At 70.9% G+C, this 21,705-nt stretch carries 17 protein-coding genes; 5 read left to right on the plus strand and 12 right to left on the minus strand.

All coding sequences use genetic code 11. The features are described from left to right. The first annotated feature begins 184 nt into the window (after positions 1 to 184). Entirely contained in the window at positions 185 to 2,080 is a 1,896-nt protein-coding gene (locus ACIP79_RS25615) for a ricin-type beta-trefoil lectin domain protein (protein ID WP_401226920.1), read from the plus strand. A gap of 218 nt (positions 2,081 to 2,298) precedes the next feature. On the opposite strand, the gene cimA is transcribed toward ACIP79_RS25615, so the two are convergent. The 5 genes from cimA to ureA form a co-directional block, all read right to left on the minus strand. Next, positions 2,299 to 3,903, minus strand: a complete 1,605-nt coding sequence (gene cimA / locus ACIP79_RS25620; protein ID WP_401226921.1) for a citramalate synthase — start codon at positions 3,901 to 3,903, stop codon at positions 2,299 to 2,301. Between the two features lie 367 nt (positions 3,904 to 4,270). Beyond that, positions 4,271 to 4,870 carry a TetR/AcrR family transcriptional regulator gene (locus tag ACIP79_RS25625; RefSeq protein ID WP_401226923.1) on the minus strand — a complete coding sequence of 200 codons (600 nt, stop codon included), beginning with the start codon at positions 4,868 to 4,870 and terminating at the stop codon, positions 4,271 to 4,273. Between the two features lie 35 nt (positions 4,871 to 4,905). After that, on the minus strand, positions 4,906 to 5,964 hold the full coding sequence (locus tag ACIP79_RS25630) for an agmatine/peptidylarginine deiminase (protein WP_401226924.1): 1,059 nt from the start codon (positions 5,962 to 5,964) through the stop codon (positions 4,906 to 4,908). Between the two features lie 8 nt (positions 5,965 to 5,972). After that, on the minus strand, positions 5,973 to 7,658 hold the full coding sequence (locus ACIP79_RS25635; RefSeq protein WP_401226926.1) for an urease subunit alpha: 1,686 nt from the start codon (positions 7,656 to 7,658) through the stop codon (positions 5,973 to 5,975). After that, positions 7,655 to 8,365, minus strand: coding sequence for an urease subunit gamma (ureA, locus tag ACIP79_RS25640; protein ID WP_401226928.1), 711 nt, complete (start codon positions 8,363 to 8,365; stop codon positions 7,655 to 7,657). The genes ACIP79_RS25635 and ureA overlap by 4 nt, the downstream gene beginning before the upstream one ends. 145 nt (positions 8,366 to 8,510) lie before the next feature. On the opposite strand from ureA, the gene ACIP79_RS25645 reads away from it, so the two are divergent. Beyond that, on the plus strand, positions 8,511 to 9,953 hold the full coding sequence (locus tag ACIP79_RS25645; protein ID WP_401226929.1) for a cytosine permease: 1,443 nt from the start codon (positions 8,511 to 8,513) through the stop codon (positions 9,951 to 9,953). Positions 9,954 to 10,006: 53 nt separating this feature from the next. Here the strand turns inward: ACIP79_RS25645 and ACIP79_RS25650 are convergent, their stop codons facing one another. Both ACIP79_RS25650 and ACIP79_RS25655 read right to left on the minus strand, forming a co-directional pair. Continuing rightward, positions 10,007 to 11,095 (minus strand): branched-chain amino acid aminotransferase, encoded by a 1,089-nt coding sequence (locus ACIP79_RS25650; protein ID WP_383686748.1) that lies wholly within the window; start codon positions 11,093 to 11,095, stop codon positions 10,007 to 10,009. Positions 11,096 to 11,363: 268 nt separating this feature from the next. After that, positions 11,364 to 12,407: a 3-isopropylmalate dehydrogenase gene (locus tag ACIP79_RS25655; protein ID WP_383686745.1), complete on the minus strand. Its 1,044-nt coding sequence runs from the start codon at positions 12,405 to 12,407 to the stop codon at positions 11,364 to 11,366. A gap of 153 nt (positions 12,408 to 12,560) precedes the next feature. On the opposite strand from ACIP79_RS25655, the gene ACIP79_RS25660 reads away from it, so the two are divergent. Next, entirely contained in the window at positions 12,561 to 14,132 is a 1,572-nt protein-coding gene (locus ACIP79_RS25660; RefSeq protein WP_401226931.1) for a purple acid phosphatase family protein, read from the plus strand. Positions 14,133 to 14,237: 105 nt separating this feature from the next. Here ACIP79_RS25660 and ACIP79_RS25665 read toward each other — a convergent pair whose 3' ends face one another. From ACIP79_RS25665 to ACIP79_RS25680, 4 genes are all read right to left on the minus strand, one after another. Beyond that, positions 14,238 to 14,381: a hypothetical protein gene (locus tag ACIP79_RS25665; protein WP_401226932.1), complete on the minus strand. Its 144-nt coding sequence runs from the start codon at positions 14,379 to 14,381 to the stop codon at positions 14,238 to 14,240. 306 nt (positions 14,382 to 14,687) lie between these two features. Beyond that, positions 14,688 to 15,230: a GNAT family N-acetyltransferase gene (locus ACIP79_RS25670; RefSeq protein WP_401226933.1), complete on the minus strand. Its 543-nt coding sequence runs from the start codon at positions 15,228 to 15,230 to the stop codon at positions 14,688 to 14,690. An 89-nt stretch (positions 15,231 to 15,319) separates the two neighbouring features. After that, on the minus strand, positions 15,320 to 16,951 hold the full coding sequence (gene pruA / locus ACIP79_RS25675; RefSeq protein ID WP_401226934.1) for an L-glutamate gamma-semialdehyde dehydrogenase: 1,632 nt from the start codon (positions 16,949 to 16,951) through the stop codon (positions 15,320 to 15,322). A gap of 31 nt (positions 16,952 to 16,982) precedes the next feature. Further along, positions 16,983 to 17,909, minus strand: coding sequence for a proline dehydrogenase family protein (locus ACIP79_RS25680; protein WP_401226936.1), 927 nt, complete (start codon positions 17,907 to 17,909; stop codon positions 16,983 to 16,985). A 164-nt stretch (positions 17,910 to 18,073) separates the two neighbouring features. On the opposite strand from ACIP79_RS25680, the gene ACIP79_RS25685 reads away from it, so the two are divergent. Beyond that, positions 18,074 to 19,261: a PucR family transcriptional regulator gene (locus ACIP79_RS25685; protein ID WP_401226938.1), complete on the plus strand. Its 1,188-nt coding sequence runs from the start codon at positions 18,074 to 18,076 to the stop codon at positions 19,259 to 19,261. Between the two features lie 19 nt (positions 19,262 to 19,280). Here ACIP79_RS25685 and ACIP79_RS25690 read toward each other — a convergent pair whose 3' ends face one another. After that, positions 19,281 to 19,871 (minus strand): TetR/AcrR family transcriptional regulator, encoded by a 591-nt coding sequence (locus tag ACIP79_RS25690; RefSeq protein ID WP_401226940.1) that lies wholly within the window; start codon positions 19,869 to 19,871, stop codon positions 19,281 to 19,283. A 97-nt stretch (positions 19,872 to 19,968) separates the two neighbouring features. On the opposite strand from ACIP79_RS25690, the gene ACIP79_RS25695 reads away from it, so the two are divergent. Next, positions 19,969 to 21,573, plus strand: coding sequence for an MFS transporter (locus tag ACIP79_RS25695; protein WP_401226942.1), 1,605 nt, complete (start codon positions 19,969 to 19,971; stop codon positions 21,571 to 21,573). Positions 21,574 to 21,705: the final 132 nt, after the last annotated feature.

The following is a 21,705-nucleotide window of genomic DNA, read 5'->3' on the forward strand; positions in this document are numbered from 1 at the left end:
TAACTGGCGTCCCGGCAAGCCGTCAAGACTTCACGTCAGAACCGGTACACGGGCAATTGACGGCTGGATCAGGAGAGTTGTTCCTTCAGCCTCTGAACGCGCGACCCCTTGACGCGCGCCCGGCGCCGTCATTTACTCACGCCTCGCACGCCCCTGTCCCCCACCACCAGAAGGGCTGCGCCCCATGAGCACCACGAGCACAGCGAGATCCCCGAGGAGAGGCGGGCGGGCCGCCCGGCTGCTCGTCGCCGCGCTGCTGACGACGGCCGGCCTCGGCGCCGCCGGTACCGCTCCCGCGCACGCCGCGGGTGAGCAGGTCACCGCGTACCTGACCACGACCGACGACGCCGGCGGCCGCCACGTCACCCGAGGTTTGCAACAGCAAGCACCTTTCGCCTTCCAGGCAGGCAGTGGCGGAACCGGTGACAACATCACCGTGGACGAGAACACCCGGTATCAGACCTTCACGGGCGGCGGCGCCTCCTTCACCGACACCGCCGCCTGGCTGATGGACGGCAGCGGGGCGCTGACTCCCGCCGCCCGCGACGCCGCGATGACGAAACTGTTCTCGCCGACGGACGGGATCGGGCTGTCGTTCGTACGCAATCCGATGGGCGCCTCGGACCTCGCGCGGTTCGGGTACACCTACGACGACGTGCCGGCCGGGCAGACGGACCCCTCGCTCGCCCAGTTCTCCATCGCACACGACCTGGCGGACGTCGTGCCGCTGACCCAGCAGGCGCGCCGGCTGAACCCCGCGCTCACCGTGATGGCCTCGCCGTGGACGGCACCGGCCTGGATGAAGGACAGCGGGTCGCTCAACGGCGGCTGGCTGAAGGCGGAGAACTACGGCGCCTACGCCTCGTACTTCGTGAAGTACCTCCAGGCCTACCAGGCCCAGGGCGTGCCCGTCTCGTACGTCTCCGTGCAGAACGAGCCCACCTGCTGCGCCGGGTACCCCTCGATGAGCTGGAACGCCTCGGGGCTCGCCTACTTCACGAAGAGCGAGCTGCTGCCGAAGCTCCAGGCGGCGGGGCTGTCGACGAAGGTCCTCGCGCACGACTGGAACTGGGACGTGTACGACTCCTACGCCGCCTCGACGGTCGACGACGCGGCGGTCCGCACGCACCCGAACTTCGGCGGAATCGCGTGGCACGGCTACGGCGGCGACGTCAACAAGCAGACCACCGTGCACAACCAGTACCCCACGCTGGACGCCTTCGGCACCGAGCACTCCGGTGGCACCTGGATCGCCAACCAGCAGCGCGAGGACATGCTCAACATCGTCGACTACACCCGGAACTGGGCGAAGTCGGTGACCAAGTGGTCGCTGGCCGTGGACCAGAACATGGGGCCGCACAACGGCGGTTGCGGCACCTGCACCGGGCTCGTCACCGTCCACAACGGCGACGCGCGCAGCGGTCAGGTCGACTACACCGTCGAGTACTACACGATGGGCCACCTCACGAAGTTCGTGAAGCCCGGCGCCCAGCGGATCGCCTCGACCGCGAGCGCGTCCGTACCGAACGTCGCCTGGCGCAACCCTGACGGGTCCAAGGCGCTGATCGCCTACAACGACGCGTCCGCCGCGAAGACCGTGACGATCAACTGGGGTGCCCAGCACGCGACCTACTCGCTGCCCGGCAAGACCTCGGCGACCTTCACCTGGGCCGGTACGCAGGCCGGTGGCGGGGACCGGGCCGGGGCCTTCGTGGGGCTGGCGGGCAAGTGCCTCGACGTGGCCGGGGGTTCGTCGGCCAACGGGGCCGCCGTGCAGCTCTACGACTGCAACGGGTCTGCGGCGCAGGCCTGGACGGTGCGGGCGGACGGGGCCGTTCTGGCGCTGGGCAAGTGCCTTGACGTCACCGGCGCCTCCACCTCTGACGGGGCGCAGCTTCAGCTCTACGAGTGCAACGGGTCGGGGGCGCAGCGGTGGTCGTACAACTCCACCACCGGTGATGTCGTCAACTCCGCTGCCGACAAGTGCCTCGATGTGACCGGGAATTCCTCGGCCAACGGGGCTCGGGCGCAGATCTGGAGCTGCACCGGGGCCGCCAACCAGAAGTGGCAACTCCGGTAGGCGAACGCCGGGTTCTTCGCCCCCTCCGCCCCTTCCCGTCCCGTTCCTGGGGGCTGCCGCCCCCAGACCCCCGCATCGCGCTGACGCGCTCGTCCTCAAACGCCGGACGGGCTGAAAAATTTCAGCCCTCCGGCGATTGAGGAGCGGGGGTTCGGGGGCGGAGCCCCCGAGGGTCGGGAATGGGCAGGGGCGGAGGGGGCGAAACAAGGCCCCGGCGGTTACTCCGCCGGTTCGACCCCCGCCCTCAGCAGGCCGTAGGTGTACGCGTCCTCCAGCGCCTGCCAAGACGCGGCGATCACGTTCTCGGCGACGCCGACCGTCGACCATTCACCCGCGCCGTCGGAGGTGGAGATGAGGACGCGGGTGGTGGACTGGGTGCCGTGCTTGCCTTCGAGGATGCGGACCTTGTAGTCGACGAGTTCCAGCTTCGCGAGCTGGGGATAGAGCGTTTCGAGGGCCACACGCAGGGCGCGGTCGAGGGCGTTGACCGGCCCGTTGCCCTCGGCGGTGGCGACGATGCGCTCACCCTTGGCGAAGAGCTTGACGGTGGCCTCGTTGGCGTGGCTGCCGTCGGGCCGGTCCTCGACGATGGCGCGCCAGGACTCGACCCGGAAGTACTTGCGGGCGCGGCCCTCGGCCTCTTCGCGGAGCAACAGCTCGAAGGAGGCGTCGGCGGCCTCGTACGTGTAGCCCTGGAGCTCGCGCTCCTTGACGCGGGCGACGACCCTGCCGACCAGCTCGCGGTCGCCGCTGATGTCGACCCCGAGCTCCTTGCCCTTGAGCTCGATGGAGGCGCGGCCCGCCATGTCGGAGACCAGCATCCGCATGGTGTTGCCGACCAGCTCGGGGTCGATGTGCTGGTACAGGTCCGGGTCGACCTTGATCGCGGAGGCGTGCAGGCCCGCCTTGTGGGCGAAGGCGGAGACACCGACGTAGGGCTGGTGCGTGGAGGGGGTCAGGTTGACGACCTCGGCGATCGCGTGCGAGATCCTCGTCATCTCGCGCAGGGCGCCGTCGGGGAGCACCTTCTTGCCGTACTTGAGCTCAAGGGCCGCCACGACGGGGAAGAGGTTGGAGTTGCCGACCCGCTCGCCGTAGCCGTTCGCGGTGCACTGGACGTGGGTGGCGCCCGCGTCGACGGCGGCGAGCGTGTTGGCGACCGCGCAGCCGGTGTCGTCCTGGGCGTGCATGCCGAGCCGGGCGCCGGTGTCGGCGAGGACGGTGGCGACGACGGCCTGGACCTGGGCGGGAAGCATGCCGCCGTTGGTGTCGCAGAGGATCACCACGTCGGCGCCCGCCTCCGAGGCGGCGCGGACGACGGCCTTGGCGTACTCGGGGTTCGCGCGGTAGCCGTCGAAGAAGTGCTCGCAGTCGACGAAGACCCGGCGGCCCTGGGAGCGCAGGTGGGCGACCGTGTCGCGGACCATCTCCAGGTTCTCGTCGAGGGTGGTGCGCAGCGCGAGCTCGACGTGCCGGTCGTGGGACTTGGCGACCAGCGTGATCACCTGGGCGCCGGAGTCGAGCAGGGCCTTGACCTGCGGGTCCTCGGAGGCCTTGGCGTTGGCGCGGCGGGTCGCGCCGAAGGCGACCAGCTGGGCGTGCTTGAAGTCGATCTCCTGCTGGGCGCGGGCGAAGAACTCGGTGTCACGCGGGTTGGCGCCGGGCCAGCCGCCCTCGATGAAGCCCACCCCGAAGTCGTCCAGGTGCCGTGCGATGGCCAGCTTGTCCGCCACGGTGAGGTTGATGCCCTCGCGCTGTGCGCCGTCGCGCAGCGTCGTGTCGAAGACGTGGAAGGAATCGTCGAGTTCGCTGGTGTCCGTCATGGTCTCTGGCTCCTGAGGTTTGGATCTCGGTCTGTACCGGAATGACCGGCTCCACCGTCCTCCAATGATCCCTCGCGCTCCTTTCCCGGCTTGAGGTGGGCCAGGAAAACGAAAAACCCCTCGCGGGTGCGAGAGGTCTGCGCGCGGGTCGAAGACGACGGTGCCCGCCCGTACGTGGTGGTACGTGGCGGTCACTGCGGACCGGCGCGCCTGCTGCCAATAATCGTGGCGAACGAGAGCACGAGGGCAGCTTCGCACAGTTCATCCCCGTGCTCACCGTCCGTCTCAGGATGCGAACACGCCGTTGATCACCGGCCCGTGATCACGACTCCGTCCGGACCGGACCGGACCGGATCCGGACCGCCGATCAGGCGTCCGGGAGGAGACCCTCGTCCAGGAACTCCCGCACGTGACGGAGGATCTGTCCCCGGTCCGTGCCGCGCAGCCCGATCGCCACGTGGATGGAGAACCCGTCGAGGAGCGCCCGCAGCCGGGCGGCGAAGCGGTCCGGGTCGACGGAGCGGAACTCGCCGTGCGAGACGCCCTCGGCGAGCAGTGCCACCAGGTCGCGGTGCCAGGCGCCCTCGATGGCGGCCTGCCGTTCGCGGGCGTTCTCGTCGGCGTTCTGCGAGTGGTTCCAGACCTCCAGCCAGAGGGTCCAGTGCGGGTCGCGGTGGCCGTCGGGGACGTACAGGTCGACGTAGGCGTCGACGCGCTCGCGGACCGTCGCGGGGCGGGTCAGCAGCCGGCCGCGTTCGACGCCAAGCCTGCCCTCGCTCCACTCCAGGGTCCGCAGCAGCAGTTCGTCCTTGGAGCCGAAGTAGTAGAGGAGATGGCCGCTGCTCATGCCGACCTCGCGGCCGAGCGCCGCCATGGTGAGCTTCTCCAGGCCGCGTTCGGCGATCATGCCCATGGCGGTGGCGAGGACCTCCTCACGCGGTGGCGCGTTCCTCCGCGCACCGGTCATCCTCGCCTCCTCCGGTTCTGGGTCTTCGGCCGGTTTCAGATCTTCAGGCGGTTCTGGATCTTCGGCTGCTGCTGCGTGATGCAGTGGATGCCTCCGCCGCCCGCGAAGATCGTACGTGCGTCCACCAGCGTGACGGTCCGCTCGGGGAACAGCCTGCGGAAGATCCCGGCCGCGATCTCGTCACGCGGGTCGTCGAAGCCGCACAGGACCACGCCATCGTTGCAGAGGTAGTGGTTGATGTAGGAGTAGTCGGCCCAGTGTCCGTCGGCCTCCAGGACGGTCGGGGCGGGCACCTCGACGACCTCGAGCCGTCGGCCCCGGGCGTCGGTCGCGGCCCTGAGCAGGCCGATGATCTCCTCGCTGACGGCGTGGTCGGGGTGCGCCGGGTCCGGCTGGGAGTGCGCGACGACGACTCCGGGGCGCGCGAACGCGGCGACGATGTCGACGTGGCCGAGCGTGCCGAAACCGTACGGGGGATAGTCGCCGGTCAGCCCGCGCGGCAGCCAGATCGCCCGGCGGGTGCCGAGGTGGGCGTGGATCTCCGCCTCGACCTGCTCGCGTGTCCGGTCCGGGTTGCGTTCGGGGCCGAGCTGCACGGTCTCGGTGAGCAGGACGGTGCCCTCGCCGTCGACATGGATCGCGCCGCCCTCGTTGACGAGCTTCGAGGCGTACGTCCGTGCCCCCGCGAGGTCCGCGACCTGGCCGGCGATCTTCGCGTCGTGCTCCCAGCGGGCCCAGGACTGGGCGCCCCAGCCGTTGAACGTCCAGTCCACGGCGGCGAGTTCACCCTTGCCACTGGTGAGGAAGGTGGGGCCGATGTCCCGCATCCAGGCGTCGTCGAGTTCGCGTTCGACGGTGTCGACGTCCTGGCCGAGGAGCTCCCGGGCCGCCGCCGACTGCCCCGGGCCGCACACCACGGTCACCGGTTCGAAGCGGCGGACCGCGCGGGCCACCGCAGCCCACGCCGCCCGGGACGCGGCGAGGTCGTCCGGGTCGTCGAAGGTCGGGTTGGGGCCCGGCCACGCCATCCAGGTGCGCTCGTGCGGGGTCCACTCGGCGGGCATCCGGAAGCCGTCGGCGGCAGGGGTGTTCATGGCGGGCCTCACAGGAAGTACAGACGGTTGAGGGAGACCGAGTCGGCGGGCTCGGAGCGGATCGGCTCGCCGTCGAGGGTGACGAGTCCGGTGCGCTGGTCGACGTCGACCGCGCCGGTACGGGAGTTGAGGCGCAGGTCGGCCGGGCCGATACCGCGCGTGCCGCGGACGGCGACCCGTCGGCGCCGGGTGGGCATCAGGTCGTTGCCCTGGTCGAGGGCCGCCTGCGCGACGAAGGCCACCGAGATGTCGGCGGGCGTCGATCCGTGCGCCCCGAACTGCGGTCCCAGGACGAGGGGTTCGCAGGTGTCGGTCGCCGCGTTCGGGTCGCCGACGACGCCGTAGGCCGGGAAGCCGGACTTCAGGACCAGCTGCGGTTTGGCGCCGAAGTACTCGGGCCGCCACAGCACGATGTCGGCGAGTTTGCCGGCCTCGATGGAGCCGACCTCGTGCGAGAGTCCGTGGGCGATGGCGGGGTTGATGGTCAGCTTGGCGATGTAGCGCAGCACGCGTTCGTTGTCGTGGTCCGCCTCCGGTGAACCGTCGAGCGCGCCGAACTCGGCCTTCATCTTCCCGGCCATCGCGAACGTCCGGCGTACCGTCTCGCCCGCCCGGCCCATGCCCTGCGCGTCCGAGGAGGTGATGCCGATGGCGCCGAGGTCGTGCAGCACGTCCTCCGCGCCCATCGTGCCCGCGCGGATCCGGTCGCGGGCCATGGCGGCGTCGCCGGGCAGGTCGGTCTTGAGGTCGTGGACGGAGACGATCATCCCGTAGTGCTCGGCGACCGCGTCCCTGCCGAAGGGCAGGGTGGGGTTGGTGGAGGAGCCGATGACGTTCGGCACTCCGGCCATCTTCAGCACGTTCGGCACGTGCCCGCCGCCGCACCCCTCGATGTGGAAAGCGTGGATGGTGCGCCCTTCGAGCACCCGCAGGGTGTCCTCGACCGACAGGCATTCGTTCAACCCGTCGCTGTGCAGCGCGACTTGGACGTCGTGCTCCTCGGCGACACGCAGTGCGGTGTCCAGCGCGCGGGTGTGGGCGCCCATGTCCTCGTGGACCTTGAAGCCGCTCGCGCCGCCCTCCGCGAGCGCCTCGACCAGGGGGGCGTCGGACGAGGACGAACCCCGGCCCAGGAAGCCGATGTTGACCGGCCAGGCGTCGAAGGCGTTGAACGCGTGGCGCAGCGCCCAGGGCGAGTTGACGCCGACGCCCCACACCGGGCCGAACTCCTGGCCGATGACGGTCGTCACCCCGGAGGCGAGCGAGGCCTCCATGATGCGCGGCGACAGCAGGTGGACGTGGGTGTCGACGGCGCCCGCGGTGGCGATGAGTCCCTCGCCGGAGACGATCGAGGTGCCGGTGCCGACCACGACGTCGACGCCGTCGAGGGTGTCGGGGTTCCCGGCCCGTCCGACGGAGTGGATCCGTCCCTCGCGGATGCCGATGGAGACCTTCCGGATCCCCAGGGCCGCGTCGATCACCACGACGTTGCTGATCACGACGTCGCAGGTCTCGCGGACGGCGGCGGCCTTGAGGTGCAGTCCGTCGCGGGCGGTCTTGCCGAAGCCGGCGAGGAACTCGTCGCCGTACCTCTGGGAGTCGGACTCGACGCGGATCGTGAGTCCCGAGTCACCGAGGTGGATCCGGTCGCCCGCGCGCGGGCCGTGGGTGGCGGCGTACTCGTACGGATTCATCGGGTCGCTCCCTCGGACGCGCCACCCGGAGCCGTGGCTCCCAGGTATCCGCAGGCGGCGGCCCTGCGCAGGGCCTCTTCCTTCGCTCCCGGCGCGTCCAGCGGGCCGTCGACCAGACCGGCGAAACCGATCGCGATCCGCTCGCCGCCGATGGGCAGCAGCCCGACCTCGGCGCTGTCGCCGGGCCCGAAGCGCACCGAGGAACCCGCGGGCACGGCGAGCCGCATCCCGTAGGCGTCCGCGCGCGGGAAGTCGAGCCGGGGGTTGGCCTCGAAGAAGTGGAAGTGCGAGGTGACGGAGACGGGCACGGTCGCGGTGTTCGTGACGAACAGCCGCACCGCGGCGGCCGGTTCGGCGTGCGAGGGGCCCGGCAGCAGCGCGCCCGGCGCCCGGTCCCCGAGGCCGCCGCCGATGGGGTCACTGACGACGGCGAGCCGCGAACCGTCCTCGAAGACCGCCTCGACATGCACCTCGGTGACGATGTCGGCGACGCCCGGCAGCACGTCGTCGGGGCCGAGCACAGACCGGGCCGCCTCGACCGCCTCCGCGAGCCGCCGCCCGTCGCGGGCCGCCTCGCACACGGTGTCGGCGATGAGCGCGGTCGCCTCCGGCACGTTCAGCCGCAGGCCCCTGGCCCGGCGGGCACGGGCCAGCTCGGCGGCCCCGAAGAGCAGCAGCCGGTCGCGTTCCGTGGGGGTCAGTCTCACGAAGCGACACCTCCTTGACCTTCCGTGATTTAGAACATCACTCTAACCATGCGCTTCACGGAACGGAAACATTGACGTGTGAGCTTGGATCACGTCACATTGAACGCCACTCAAACTTCAGGCGGCCGTCGAAGGAGACCCAGCCATGCCGGTAGAACAGCGCGGAGTCGACACCATCCCGGACGAGGAGCGCACCAGCGGCCCTCGCGACCTCGTCTCGATCCTGCTCGGCTCCAACCTCTGCCTCGGCGTGATCATCTTCGGCTGGCTGCCCGCGTCCTTCGGGCTCGGCTGGTGGGCCTCCGTCGGCTCGATCGTGGCGGGCACGCTGCTCGGCACCGCGATCACCGCGCCGCTCGCCCTGGTGTCCCTGCGCACCGCGACGAACCTCTCCACCTCCTCCGGCGCCCAGTTCGGCGTGCGCGGACGGCTGGTCGGCTCCGTCGTCGGCCTGCTGCTCGCCCTCGGCTACACCGCGCTGACCGTGTGGATCGGCGGCGACGTGATGGTGGGCGTACTGAACCGGCTCTTCGGACTGCCGGCCGGCGGTCTCTCGTACGGCGTGATCTACGGGCTGCTCGCCGCGGCGACCGTGGCGGGCGCGGTGTACGGCTACCGCGTGCTGCTCGCCATGTCCCGGGTGCTGGCGATCGGCATGACGGCGCTGCTGGTGGTGGGCGTGATCGCGTACGCCCCGCACTTCACCACGGCCCCGCTGCCGGAGGCCGGCGGCTATCTGCTCGGCTCCTTCTGGCCGACCTGGCTGCTCGCCGCGGTGGCGGCGGGCCTGTCCGGCCCCATCGCGTTCATCACCCTCCTCGGCGACTACACCCGCTACATCTCGCCGGCCCGGCACTCCTCCCGCAAGGTCCTGCACGCCACCTGGCTCGGCCTGACCGTCGGCCTGCTGGTCCCCCAGCTCTTCGGCACCTTCACGGCGTACGCGGCGCGCGCCGCCCTCGACTACGCGGGACCGCTCGTCTCCGCCTCCCCCACCTGGTACCTGGTCCCGCTGCTGCTCGCCGCCTCCGCGGGCTCGGTCGGCAACGCCGGCCTGATGCTCTACTCGATGGGCCTGGACCTCGACGCGATCATGCCGCGCGCCTCGCGCACCCACGCCACGCTCGCGGTCGCCGTCGTCGCCACGGCCTGCGTTTTCGTCGGGCACTACGCCTCCAGCGCGCAGGACGCGATGACCTCCTTCGTCCTCCTCCTGACCGCCATCGGTACCCCGTGGGCCGTCATCACCCTCATCGGCTTCGCGCGCTGCCGCGGCGTCTACGACCCGGACGCCCTCCAGGTCTTCAACCGCCGTTCGCGGGGCGGCGTCTACTGGTTCCGGGGCGGCTGGAACATCCCGGCCGTGGTGGCGTGGGCGCTCGGCGCGTCCACCGGGCTGCTGGCGGTGTCGCTTCCGTCGTACGAGGGGCCGCTGCTGTCGCTGACGGGCGGGGTGGACTGCAGTTTCCTGCTGTCGGGGCTGGTGGGCGGCGTCGTGTACGCCGGTCTGACGTACGCGCGCCCGGCCGAGCCGCCTGCCGGCTCCGGCATCGGCCCCGAGGTGGAGCACCGTTCCCCGGTGGCGTGACGCACGGCGGGGCCCGCACCGGTCCACCCGGCGCGGGCCCCGTCAGGTCGGCGTCAGCCCAGCTTGTGCATCCAGCCGTGCCGGTCCTCGCTGGTGCCGCGCTGGATGTCGAGGAGCGCCTCACGCAGCCGCAGCGTGACCGGGCCGGGCTCGCCGCCCGACTGCTGCCACTCGGCGCCGGTGCGCTTGACCGTGCCGACGGGGGTGATGACGGCGGCGGTGCCGCAGGCGAAGACCTCGGTGAGCGTGCCGTTCTCGGAGTCGCGCTGCCACTGCTCGATGGAGACGCGGGCCTCCTCGGACTCGTAGCCCAGGTCGCGGGCGACGGTGAGGAGCGAGTCGCGGGTGACACCGGCGAGCAGGGAGCCGGTCAGCTCGGGGGTGACGATCCGGTCGCCGTACACGAAGTACAGGTTCATGCCGCCGAGTTCCTCGACCCACTTGTGCTCGACGGCGTCGAGGTAGGCGACCTGCGCGCAGCCCTTGGCCGCGGCCTCCGCCTGGGCGAGCAGGGAGGCGGCGTAGTTGCCGCCGGTCTTGGCGTCGCCCATGCCGCCGGGGACGGCGCGGACACGGTCCTCGGAGAGCCAGATGGAGACGGGCTTCACCCCGCCCGGGAAGTACGCGCCCGCCGGCGACGCGATGACCAGGAAGAGGTACTCGTTGGCGGGCTTCACGCCCAGGCCGACCTCGGTCGCGATCATGAACGGGCGCAGGTAGAGGGACTCCTCCCCGCCATGCGCCGGCACCCACGCGCTGTCCTGCTGCACGAGGAGGTCGCAGGCCTCGATGAACGTCTCGACCGGCAGCTCGGGCATGCCCAGCCGGCGGGCCGAGGCCTGGAAGCGCTTGGCGTTCATGTCGGGGCGGAAGGTGGCGACGGAGCCGTCGGACTGCCGGTACGCCTTGAGTCCCTCGAAGATCTCCTGCGCGTAGTGCAGGGTCATGTTCGCCGGGTCGAGCGAGAGCGGGCCGTAGGGGACGAGCTGGCCGTCGTGCCAGCCGCGGCCCTCGGTCCACTTGATGGTCACCATGTGGTCGGTGAAGTAGCGGCCGAACCCGGGGCTGGCGAGGATCGCCTCGCGCTCCGCGGCGGAGCGGGGCTGCGAGGAGGGCTTGAGCTCGATCGTGGGCGTCGTCATGAGTGGTTGTCCTTCACCGGATGATGTGTGTGGCGGGCCGCGCTCACGCCAGTACTGCCAGTGGCCAGTGCTAGGACGTCCGAGCATTCCCTCATTCCGCGGCTCCGTGTTCGAGTATCGCAAGAGCGGAGTCGTGGACGAAACGGTGTGAATGCGGCCCAGGGGATTGCCCAGGGGTAGATGGTGGCACCCGGCGAGGGCATAGGGAAAGCCGCCGGGTGCGGATGCGACCCGGCGGCTACTGCGAAGCGTCAGTGGCGTGGCGGGGTCAGCCGGCTACTCGTACGGCGAGCGCGTCGCCGATTTCCTCGGTGGAGCGGGCGGGTCCGCCCACGCGCTCGGCCAGGTCGGCGGCGACGGCGGCCTCGATGCGGGCGGCCTCGGACTCGTGGCCGAGGTGGCGCAGCAGGAGGGCGACGGAGAGGACCGTGGCGCTGGGGTCGGCCTTGCCCTGGCCCGCGATGTCGGGCGCCGAGCCGTGCACGGGCTCGAACATCGAGGGGAACTCGCCGCTCGGGTTGATGTTGCCGGAGGCGGCGACGCCGATGCCGCCGGAGACGGCCGCGGCGAGGTCGGTGATGATGTCGCCGAAGAGGTTGTCGGTGACGATCACGTCGAAGCGGGCGGGGTCCGTGACGAGGTAGATCGTCGCGGCGTCCACGTGGATGTAGTCGGTGGTGACCTCGGGGAACTCCTCGGCCACCTTGTTGAAGACGTTCGTCCACAGGTGACCCGCGAAGGTCAGCACGTTGTTCTTGTGGACCAGCGTGAGCTTCTTGCGCGGGCGGGCCTGGGCGCGGGCGAAGGCGTCGCGGACGACACGCTCGACCCCGAAGGCCGTGTTCACGGAGACCTCGGTGGCGACCTCGTGCGGGGTGCCCTTGCGGATGGTGCCGCCGTTGCCCGTGTACGGGCCCTCGGTGCCCTCGCGGACCACGACGAAGTCGATCTCCGGCTGTCCGGCGAGCGGGGTGGCCACACCCGGAAGGAGCTTCGACGGACGCAGGTTCACGTGGTGGTCGAAGAGGAAACGGAGCTTCAGCAGGAAACCGCGCTCCAGGACCCCGGAGGGGACCGACGGGTCGCCGATCGCGCCGAGCAGGATCGCGTCGTGCTTCTTGAGGGCCTCGGCGTCGGCGTCGGTGAGGGTCTCACCGGTCGCGTGGTAACGCTTGGCGCCGAAGTCGAACTCCTTCGTCTCCAGCTTCACATCCTGCGGAAGGACGGCGGAGAGGACCTTGAGCCCCTGGGCCACGACCTCCTGGCCGATGCCGTCACCGGGAATCACTGCGAGATTGATGCTGCGAGACATGCCAGCACCGTACTCCTCGTCCCATGGGATGACACGCGGTGTCCACCATCCGGACGGCCGGCGCCGTGGCGTACCGACCCGTCGACCCCCGTTCACCCGTATGACCGGCGGCTGTTGGCACACGCTGGGAAGTTCACCGGCATGGACCCCCGCATGAACCCGAGCCCGGACCTCCCCGACTTCGGCATCCCGCCCCGGCTCGCCCGCAGGATGAGCATGGCGGAGCAGCACGAGTACCTGCGGACGAAGCTCACGCGGCGGCGCGCGCTGGTGACCGCGGGCGCGCTGGCGGGCGGCGGGCTGCTGGCCGGCTGCGCGTCCGGCGGCACGGCCGACGCCACGAGTCCCCTGCCCGGCGCGACCGGCCTGGTGCACGGCTCCGCCATCACACCCTTCGGCCGCCATCTCGCCTTCGGCGCTGATCCCAGGACCCAGATGCGGATCTCCTGGCAGGTGCCGCTCGCGGTCAGGAAGCCGTACATCCGGGTGGGCCTGGCGCCCTGGGACCTGAGCCGGAAGATCGACGCCGAGCTCCGCGACCTGCACACGCCGGGGCTGACCGGGGTGCGGCTCGCGCTGGACCAGTACTACCTGCACGCGGCGCTCGACGGTCTGCGTCCGGGCACGAAGTACTACTACGGCGTCGGCCACGAGGGGTTCGACCCCGCGGCCCCGGGCCGCCGTTCCCAGCTGGGCTCCTTTCGCACGGCGCCCGCCACCGCTCCGGCGAAGTTCGTGTTCACCGCCTTCGGCGACCAGGGCGTCACGCCCGACGCGCTCGCCAACGACAAGCTGATCCTCGGCCGCCGCCCGGCGTTCCACCTGCACGCCGGTGACATCTGCTACGCGGACGTCACCGGCCACGGCGAGAAGTCGGACTCCTACGACCCCGGCGCCTGGGACCTGTTCCTCAAGCAGACCGAGCCGGTGGCGAAGTCGGTGCCCTGGATGGTGACCACCGGGAACCACGACATGGAGGCCTGGTACTCACCGAACGGCTACGGCGGCCAGTCGGCCCGCTGGAGCCTCCCGGACAACGGCTTCGACGCGCGCGACGCGCCGGGCGTCTACTCCTTCACGTACGGCAACGTCGGTGTCGTCGCGCTGGACGCGAACGACGTCTCGTACGAGATCCCCGTCAACCAGGGCTACAGCGGCGGCAGGCAGACGGCCTGGCTCGACAAGCGGCTCGGGGAACTGCGCGGGAGCGTCGACTTCATCGTGGTCTTCTTCCACCACTGCACGTACTCGACGTCCTCCCACGCCTCCGACGGGGGCGTGCGCGACGCCTGGCTGCCGCTGTTCACCAAGCACCAGGTGGACCTGGTGATCAACGGGCACAACCACGTGTACGAAAGGACCGACGCCGTCAAGGGCGGCAAGGTGGGCAGGCGAGTGCCGATCGGCGGCTCCACGGACCCGACGCGGGACGGGATCGTGTACGTCACGGCGGGCGGCGCGGGCAAGAGCCTCTACAGCTTCCCCGTCGGGGTCGAGGACAGCTTCGAGGGAAAGGTCGCCGACCGCGAGTCCGTGGACACCTTCCACTGGACGAAGTCGCGGAACCAGCGGACCGAGAGCGTGGAGTGGTCGCGCGTGCGGTACACCGGCTACTCCTTCCTCTCGGTGGAGGCGGAGTCGGGCGCGACACCCCGGCTCACGGTGTCGGCACTGGCGGAGAACGGCAGGCGCGTCGACCACTTCGAGGTGCGGCGCGGGGCGTGAGCACCCGGCAGCGCGGCGCGGGGCCCGCGCACTCCGGGGTGCGGCGCGGACGCGTGCCCGCGCCACACCCCGTGCGGGCGCGGCTCCCGTGCTGAGCGGCGGGCCTCAGTGGCCCGTCGAACCGCCGTTGTCCCTGCGGTCGAGGGCACGCTGAAGGGCCGCGGCGGCGTTCTTGCGGTCGGACTCACTCGTACGGGACGCCTTCGTACGGGACACGCGGCGGACTCGGCGGACGGTCGTCTCGGCCATGATGATTCGACTCCTTGCCTCCGGACGCGGGGCGGCCGGAAGTGCGGTGAGGGGGGATTCGAGACGCCGGAAGAGACGGGGAGCGGTGCCGCAGGGGTTGCCTGCCAGGGGCTCCGGCTCACTGCCGTCATTCGCTTGGTCGAGCGAGACGTTCGGCTCCTACAAAACTAGGCGAGGAGCACGCGTCTGTCTCCACAATTACTCGGACTTCCTACTATCTGAGACGGCGGATCCGGGCACACCGCGCTGACCTGCGCCGACAGCCTTCACGCCGACGCCCTCGCGCGGACCCTCAGAGCACAGCCCTCAGAGCACGTCCCCGTCCCGCCAGTCGAAGACCAGGTCGTACGCCGTGTCGAGGGCGCCGGTGTCCGGCGCGGGCCGGACGAAGACGGCGCCCTCCTCGTCCGGCAGGTGCACGACACCCTCGGGGGCGAGGGCGCAGACGCGGCCGGGCCAGCGCCGCCAGCCGCGCGCCAGATAGAGCGCCGCCCCCTCGTCGCTCGCGGACAGCGCGCCGAGCCCGTACGCCGCGTCCACCACCCGCTCCAGCTCCGCCATCACCCGGCCGCCCAGCCCGGTACGCCGCACGTCGAGGCGCACGCCCACGGCCTCCACGTATCCGACCCGCAGTGAGCGCCCCCGGTGCAGCACCCGGCGCTGGATCACCGAGCCGTGCGCGGCGAGTCCGTGCTCGTCCCGCACCAGCACATGTACGCCGCCGAGACCGTGGTCCCAGTCCTCGTCGCTGAAGTTCCCCTCGAAGGCGGCGTCGAGGAGGGCGTGCCCGGCGTCGAGTTCGGCGGCCGTGAGGTCCGCGGTGTGGGCGGTGCGCAGTCGGGGGGTCATGGGCCAAGTATTGCCAGCGGCCGACGACACGGGCCGGGTGGCCGCCTTCTTTCGGCGGCCACCCGGCCCGGAACTCACGACGTGGGGGTTCAGCCCATGTGCGGGTACGTGTAGTCGGTCGGCGGGACCAGCGTCTCCTTGATGGCGCGGGTCAGGGTCCAGCGCTGGAGGTTCTGCGGGGCGCCGGCCTTGTCGTTGGTGCCGGAGGCACGGCCGCCGCCGAAGGGCTGCTGGCCGACCACGGCGCCGGTCGACTTGTCGTTGATGTAGAAGTTGCCGGCCGCGTAGCGGAGCTTGTCCATCGTGTACGCGGTCGCCGCGCGGTCGCCCGAGATGACCGCCCCGGTGAGCGCGTAGTCCGAGGCCGACTCCATCTGGGTCAGCATCTCGTCGTACTTGTCGTCCTCGTAGACGTACACACCCAGGAACGGGCCGAAGTACTCCGTCGTGAAGACCTCGTTCTCGGGGTCCGAGCACTCGACGACGGTCGGGCGCACGAAGTAGCCGACCGAGTCGTCGTAGGAGCCGCCCGCGACGATCGTGCAGGCCGGGTCCGCCTTGGCGCGGTCGATGGCCGCCTTGTTCTTGGCGAACGCGCGCTCGTCGATGACCGCGCCGACGAAGTTCGCCAGGTCGGTGACGTCACCCATGGTCAGGTAGTCGACCTCGGCCGCGAACTCCTCCTTGAAGCCGGAGTTCCAGATGGAGGCCGGGATGTAGGCGCGGGAGGTCGCGGAGCACTTCTGGCCCTGGTACTCGAAGGCGCCGCGGGTCAGCGCGGTCTTGAGCACCGCGCGGTCCGCCGACGGGTGCGCGACCAGGAAGTCCTTGCCGCCGGTCTCGCCGACCAGGCGCGGGTAGGTGCGGTACTTCGCGATGTTCTCGCCGACCGTCTTCCACAGGTGCTGGAAGGTCGGTGTCGAGCCGGTGAAGTGGATGCCCGCGAGGTCGCGGTGGTTGAGGGCGACCTCGGAGACCGCGATGCCGTCACCGGTGACGAGGTTGATGACGCCCTTGGGGAGACCCGCCTCCTCCAGGAGCCGCATGAGCAGCACGGCGGCGTGCGTCTGCGTCGGCGACGGCTTCCAGACGACGACGTTGCCCATGAGCGCGGGCGCGGTCGGCAGGTTGCCCGCGATCGCCGAGAAGTTGAACGGCGTGATCGCGTAGACGAAGCCCTCCAGCGGGCGGTGGTCCAGGCGGTTCCAGACGCCGGGCGAGTTCGCCGGGGGCTGCTCGGCCAGCAGGTCACGGGCGTACTTGACGTTGAAGCGCCAGAAGTCGACCAGTTCGCAGGGGCAGTCGATCTCGGCCTGCTGGGCGGTCTTGGACTGGCCGAGCATGGTGGAGGCGGCGAGGGTCTCGCGCCAGGGCCCGGACAGCAGGTCGGCGGCGCGCAGGATGATCGCGGCGCGGTCGTCGAAGGACATCGCGCGCCAGGCGGGCGCGGCGGCGAGGGCCGCGTCGATCGCGTCCTGCGCGTCGGCCTTCGTGGCGCCGCGGCCGGTGCCGAGCACGGCCTTGTGGTTGTGCGGCTGGACGACCTGGAAGGGCTCGCCGCCACCGAGGCGCCGCTCGCCGCCGATGGTCATCGGAAGGTCGATCGGGTTCTCGGCCAGCTCCTTGAGCTTGGCCTCCAGACGGGCGCGCTCGGGCGAACCGGGGGCGTAACCGTGCACCGGCTCGTTGACGGGGGTGGGGACCTGGGTTACAGCGTCCATGGTTTCCGTGACTCCTTAACTGAGCGGTGGATCAGCCCTTGGTCAGAATGCTGCGGGCGAAGAAGAGGAGGTTGGCCGGCTTCTCCGCGAGGCGGCGCATGAAGTAGCCGTACCAGTCGGTGCCGTACGCGGTGTAGACACGCATCCGGTGGCCCTCGGCGGCGAGCCGCAGGTGCTCCTCGCCGCGGATGCCGAACAGCATCTGGAACTCGTACTCGTCGAGCTTGCGCCCGGCCTTGCGGGCCAGTTCCTGCGCGATGGAGATGAGGCGCGGATCGTGGGACCCGATCATCGGGTACCCGGCGCCCTCCATCAGGATGCGCAGGACGCGCACGTACGCCTTGTCGACCTCGGCCTTCTGCTGGTGGGCGACCTCGGCGGGCTCCTTGTACGCGCCCTTCACGAGCCGCACCCGGCTGCCGCTGTCGGCGAGGCGGCGGGCGTCGGCCTCGGTGCGGAACAGGTAGGCCTGGATGACGCAGCCGGTCCCGGGGAACTCCTTCCGGAGCTCCTCGTGGATGGCGAACATCGAGTCGAGGGTGGTGTGGTCCTCGGCGTCCAGCGTGACGGCGGTGCCGATGGCGGCGGCGGCCTCGACGACCGGGCGGACGTTGGCGAGCGCCAGCTCGTGCCCGCCCTCCAGCGCCTGCCCGAACATCGACAGCTTGACGGACATCTCGGCGCGGGTGCCGAGGTCCAGCGCCTCGAGGTGCTCGACGAGCTCCAGGTAGGCGTCCCGGGCGGCGTACGCCTGCTCGCGGGTCGTGATGTCCTCGCCGACGACGTCGAGCGTGACGGAGAGACCCTTCGCGACGGCGTCCTGGACGACCGGGACGACCTGGTCGACGGACTCACCCGCGATGAAGCGGGCCACGACCTGTTTGGTACCGGGGGCGGCCGACACGAAACGACGCATCCGATCGCTGCGCGACGCGGCGAGAATCACGGGACCCAGCACGGGGCACCTCCACAACAAAGCCAGCAGGAGGCCGAGTCCCGACGATTCGGGTACGGCACGGAGAACCACCGTGAAACCTAGGGATCCCTCCGATCCTCTGCCATCGACAGCTGTCACGCATCCGTGCCCTGGATCTCAGACAGATGTATGAAGGCGGGGCGGAAATGCGGGAGAATGCCCGGGTGACGGCTGAACACAGGGGTGACTACCAGGAGCTGGTCGACGAGATCTCGGCGCTCCTGGGCATGCCGGCGACCCTGGAGAACCGTGACTTCGAGCTGATCGCCTTCGCCGCGTACGACAGCGAGGGCGAGCTCGACCCCTCCGCCCTCGACCCCGTGCGCACCCGCTCGATCCTGACCCGCCGCTCCACCACGGCGGTCCGCACCTGGTTCGAGGGCTTCGGCATCACCCGGGCCACCGCCCCGGTCCGCATTCCGCCCACCCCGGAGGCGGGCGTGTACCGGGGCCGGATCTGTCTCCCCGTACGCCATCGGGGTGTCGTCCGGGGCTACGTCTGGCTGCTCGACGACGATCCGGGGCCGACGGCGGACCAGCTGGCCGCCGCCATGGACGTCGCCTCCCGCATCGGAGCGCTGCTCGCGGACGAGGCACAGGCGGGCGCCGACCTCACCCGCGAACTCCGCGCCGTCCTCACCGCCGAGCGCGGCTGGCAGCGCGACATGGCCGTCGCCGAGCTGCGTACGGCCCTCGGCGCGCGCGGCGACGGCCTGCACACGGTGGTGTGCGTGGCCCCCTGGCCCTCGGCCGACCCGGACGAGGCCCCGTCCGTGCGTACGGTGCCGGGCGCGACTGCGCTGTGCACGGTGCCGTGGGGCACGGCGGGACAGAGCCTGGCGCTGCTCGTACGGCTCAGGTCGCCCGACGTGCTGACCCCGGCGCTGACGGCGGCCTCCCGGTTCGTGCGGGAGGCGGCGGGGAACGCGGCGGCCGGTGTCGCCGGCGCCCGCACCGGTCTCGCCGAACTGGGGGTCGCCTGGCAGGAGGCGTCCGCCGCCGCGCGCGCCGTGCTGGCCGAGCCCCGCCTGGGCCCGGTCGCCGAATGGTCCTCGATCGGCCCCTTCCGGCTCCTGACGTCGCTCCCCCCGGACGCGGCCCACGATCCCGTCGTACGCACCCTGTTGGAGCCGGCCCACCGCGAACTCGCCCGCACGGCCGAGGTCTATCTCGACTGCGCAGGCCAAGCGGGCCGCACCGCCGCCGAGTTGGGCATTCACCGGCAGACCCTCTACTACCGCCTGTCCCGCGTCGAACAGCTCACCGGCCTCGACCTGGACGACGGCGAGGACCGGCTGCTGCTGCACATGGCACTGAAGGGGGCGCGGCTCTGACGCGCCGCCGTCCGGACGCTCAGCCCGCGGGCTTCGCCGACGCCTCGATGACGCGCCGCAGTCCCTCGGTGAGCCGCGCGGCGTCGGTGGCGGACTCCGGGTCGAAGGTCCACTGCGCGATGAGGCCCATCATCAGGGTCGAGTAGAACTGTCCGACCGTGTCGACCTCGTCCTCGGTGACGTCCTCCTCCAGACCGCCCATGAACAGCGGGACGAAACCGCGTGACCCCTCCCGCTGTGCCCGCGCCAAGTGGTCGCGGACCTCGGGCAGTTGGTCCCCCATGGCCACGATCTCCATGCTCAGACGCCACATCGAGTGGGGTTCCCGCATGGTGCTGATGACGTTCGCCCAGACCTCCTGGAACCGTTCGAGGGAGCCCGGCGCGGCAGCGCTGCTGACGCCCTCGACGGGGTCGAAGGCGTCGGAGAGGCCCTCCACCAGGGCGATGTAGGCCTCGGCGAGGAGCTTGTCCTTCGATCCGTAGTGGTAGCCGATCGAGGCGAGATTGGTCCCCGACTCCTTCACGATGTCGCGCGCGGTCGTGCGCACGAACCCCTTCTCCAGCAGGCAGCGCTTGGCGCCTTCGAGCAGATCCTCACGGTGTCCCATGGCCGCCAGCCTACCGCCGATTCAGACAACCGTCCCATACACACGTCTTACACGCTCGTACTAGACAGACGTTTAAGACGCTCGTACAGTCCCTGTCATGACGAACTCGACGTGCTCGACGAACACGGACCATCGGCCGCCCGCCCGAGCCGGCCGTCGCGAATGGACCGCCCTCACCGTCCTGATGCTTCCGCTGCTGCTGGTCTCGATGGACGTCTCGGTCCTCTACTTCGCGATCCCCTCGATCAGCGCGGATCTGGAGCCGAGCGGCACCCAACAGCTCTGGATCTTCGACATCTACGGGTTCGTCCTGGCCGGCCTGCTGATGACGATGGGTTCGCTCGGCGACCACGTCGGCAGCCGCCGGCTCCTGCTGTTCGGCGCCGCCGCCTTCGGCGCGGCCTCGCTCGTGGCCGCGTACGCGAACAGTGCCGAGACCCTGATCGCGGCCCGCGCGGTCCTCGGCATCGGCGGGGCGACGCTGATGCCCTCGACGATGGCGCTGGTCCGCACGATGTTCACGGACCCCGGTCAGCGCGCGAAGGCGATCGGCCTGTGGTCCGGCGTCATGACCGGCGGTATCGCGCTGGGTTCGGTGATGAGCGGAGTCCTCGTCGAGTACTTCTGGTGGGGCTCGGTCTTCCTGGTCAACCTGCCCGCGATGGCGCTCCTGCTGATCGTCGGCCCGGTCCTGCTGCCCGAATCCAGGAACCCGGCGCCCGGCCGCTTCGACCTGGTCAGCGTGCCGCTCTCCATGGCCGCCGTACTCCCCGTGATCTACGGCCTGAAGGAACTCACCGCCGAGGGCTGGCACACGCTGTACGTCCTCTCCGTCACCGTCGGCCTGTTCTTCGCCTACCTCTTCGTGCAGCGCCAGCGCACCGCGAAGTCCCCGCTGATCTCCCCCGCCCTGTTCCGCGGCCACGGCTTCACGCCCGCCGTCGTCCTCAACCTCGTCTCGGCGTTCGGGATGATGGGCTCGGCGTACTTCACGACCCAGTACCTCCAGTCGGTCCTCGGCAAGAGCGCGCTGGAGGCCGCCCTCTGGGGCCTGCTCCCCTCGGTGCTCATCGGCGTCGCGGCCCCCGTCACCACCCAGCTCGTCCAGAAGGGCGTGGACCGCGGATACGTCGTCACCGGGGGCTTCGTCGTCGCGGCGCTCGGCTACGGCCTGCTGACCCTCGCCGGGACGGACTCGCTGTGGCTGGTGCTCGCGGGAGCCGGAGTCCTGGCGTCCGGCATCGTCACCGTCATGTCCCAGATGATGGACCTCGCCCTCGGCACCGTCCCGGCGGCCAAGGCGGGCGCGGCCTCCTCGCTCCTTGAGACCGGCACCGAGTTCGGCGGTGCGCTCGGTATGGCGGTCCTCGGCTCCATCGGCACGGCGGTCTACCGCGACCAGGTTCCCTCCGACGTCCCGCCCGCGGCCCAGGAGACCCTCGGCGGTGCGCTGGCGGTGGCCCGCCGGCTCCCCGACGCCGCCGGCCACTCCCTGACGAACGCCGCCCGGGATGCCTTCACCGCCGGTATGCACGCGGCGGCGATCGCCGGCATGGTGCTGCTGCTGGGGGCGGCGGTCCTGGCGGCGACGACCCTCCGCGGGGTCCGGGTACGCGAGTCTTCGCCCCCTCCGCCCCTACCCGTCCCATCCCTCGGGGGCTCCGCCCCCGAACCCCCGCTCCTCAGACGCCGGAGGGGCTGAAATTCTTCAGCCCGTCCGGCGTTTGAGGACGAGCGCGAAGCGCGAAAGGGGGGTCTGGGGGCGCAGCCCCCAGGAACGGGACGGGAAGGGGCGGAGGGGGCGAGAAAAACCCGGCCGCCCCCTGACGGTCAC

It is taken from the genome of Streptomyces sp. NPDC088747 (assembly GCF_044751025.1).
Taxonomy (GTDB): domain Bacteria; phylum Actinomycetota; class Actinomycetes; order Streptomycetales; family Streptomycetaceae; genus Streptomyces.

Coding starts and splice junctions, on each gene's coding strand:
- ACIP79_RS25615 (WP_401226920.1), top strand. CDS start 185: ATGAGCACCACGAGCACAGCGAGATCCCCGAGGAGAGGCGGGCGGGCC.
- cimA (WP_401226921.1), bottom strand. CDS start 3,903: ATGACGGACACCAGCGAACTCGACGATTCCTTCCACGTCTTCGACACG.
- ACIP79_RS25625 (WP_401226923.1), bottom strand. CDS start 4,870: ATGACCGGTGCGCGGAGGAACGCGCCACCGCGTGAGGAGGTCCTCGCC.
- ACIP79_RS25630 (WP_401226924.1), bottom strand. CDS start 5,964: ATGAACACCCCTGCCGCCGACGGCTTCCGGATGCCCGCCGAGTGGACC.
- ACIP79_RS25635 (WP_401226926.1), bottom strand. CDS start 7,658: ATGAATCCGTACGAGTACGCCGCCACCCACGGCCCGCGCGCGGGCGAC.
- ACIP79_RS25645 (WP_401226929.1), top strand. CDS start 8,511: ATGCCGGTAGAACAGCGCGGAGTCGACACCATCCCGGACGAGGAGCGC.
- ACIP79_RS25650 (WP_383686748.1), bottom strand. CDS start 11,095: ATGACGACGCCCACGATCGAGCTCAAGCCCTCCTCGCAGCCCCGCTCC.
- ACIP79_RS25655 (WP_383686745.1), bottom strand. CDS start 12,407: ATGTCTCGCAGCATCAATCTCGCAGTGATTCCCGGTGACGGCATCGGC.
- ACIP79_RS25660 (WP_401226931.1), top strand. CDS start 12,561: ATGAACCCGAGCCCGGACCTCCCCGACTTCGGCATCCCGCCCCGGCTC.
- ACIP79_RS25665 (WP_401226932.1), bottom strand. CDS start 14,381: ATGGCCGAGACGACCGTCCGCCGAGTCCGCCGCGTGTCCCGTACGAAG.
- ACIP79_RS25670 (WP_401226933.1), bottom strand. CDS start 15,230: ATGACCCCCCGACTGCGCACCGCCCACACCGCGGACCTCACGGCCGCC.
- pruA (WP_401226934.1), bottom strand. CDS start 16,951: ATGGACGCTGTAACCCAGGTCCCCACCCCCGTCAACGAGCCGGTGCAC.
- ACIP79_RS25685 (WP_401226938.1), top strand. CDS start 18,074: ATGCGGGAGAATGCCCGGGTGACGGCTGAACACAGGGGTGACTACCAG.
- ACIP79_RS25690 (WP_401226940.1), bottom strand. CDS start 19,871: ATGGGACACCGTGAGGATCTGCTCGAAGGCGCCAAGCGCTGCCTGCTG.
- ACIP79_RS25695 (WP_401226942.1), top strand. CDS start 19,969: ATGACGAACTCGACGTGCTCGACGAACACGGACCATCGGCCGCCCGCC.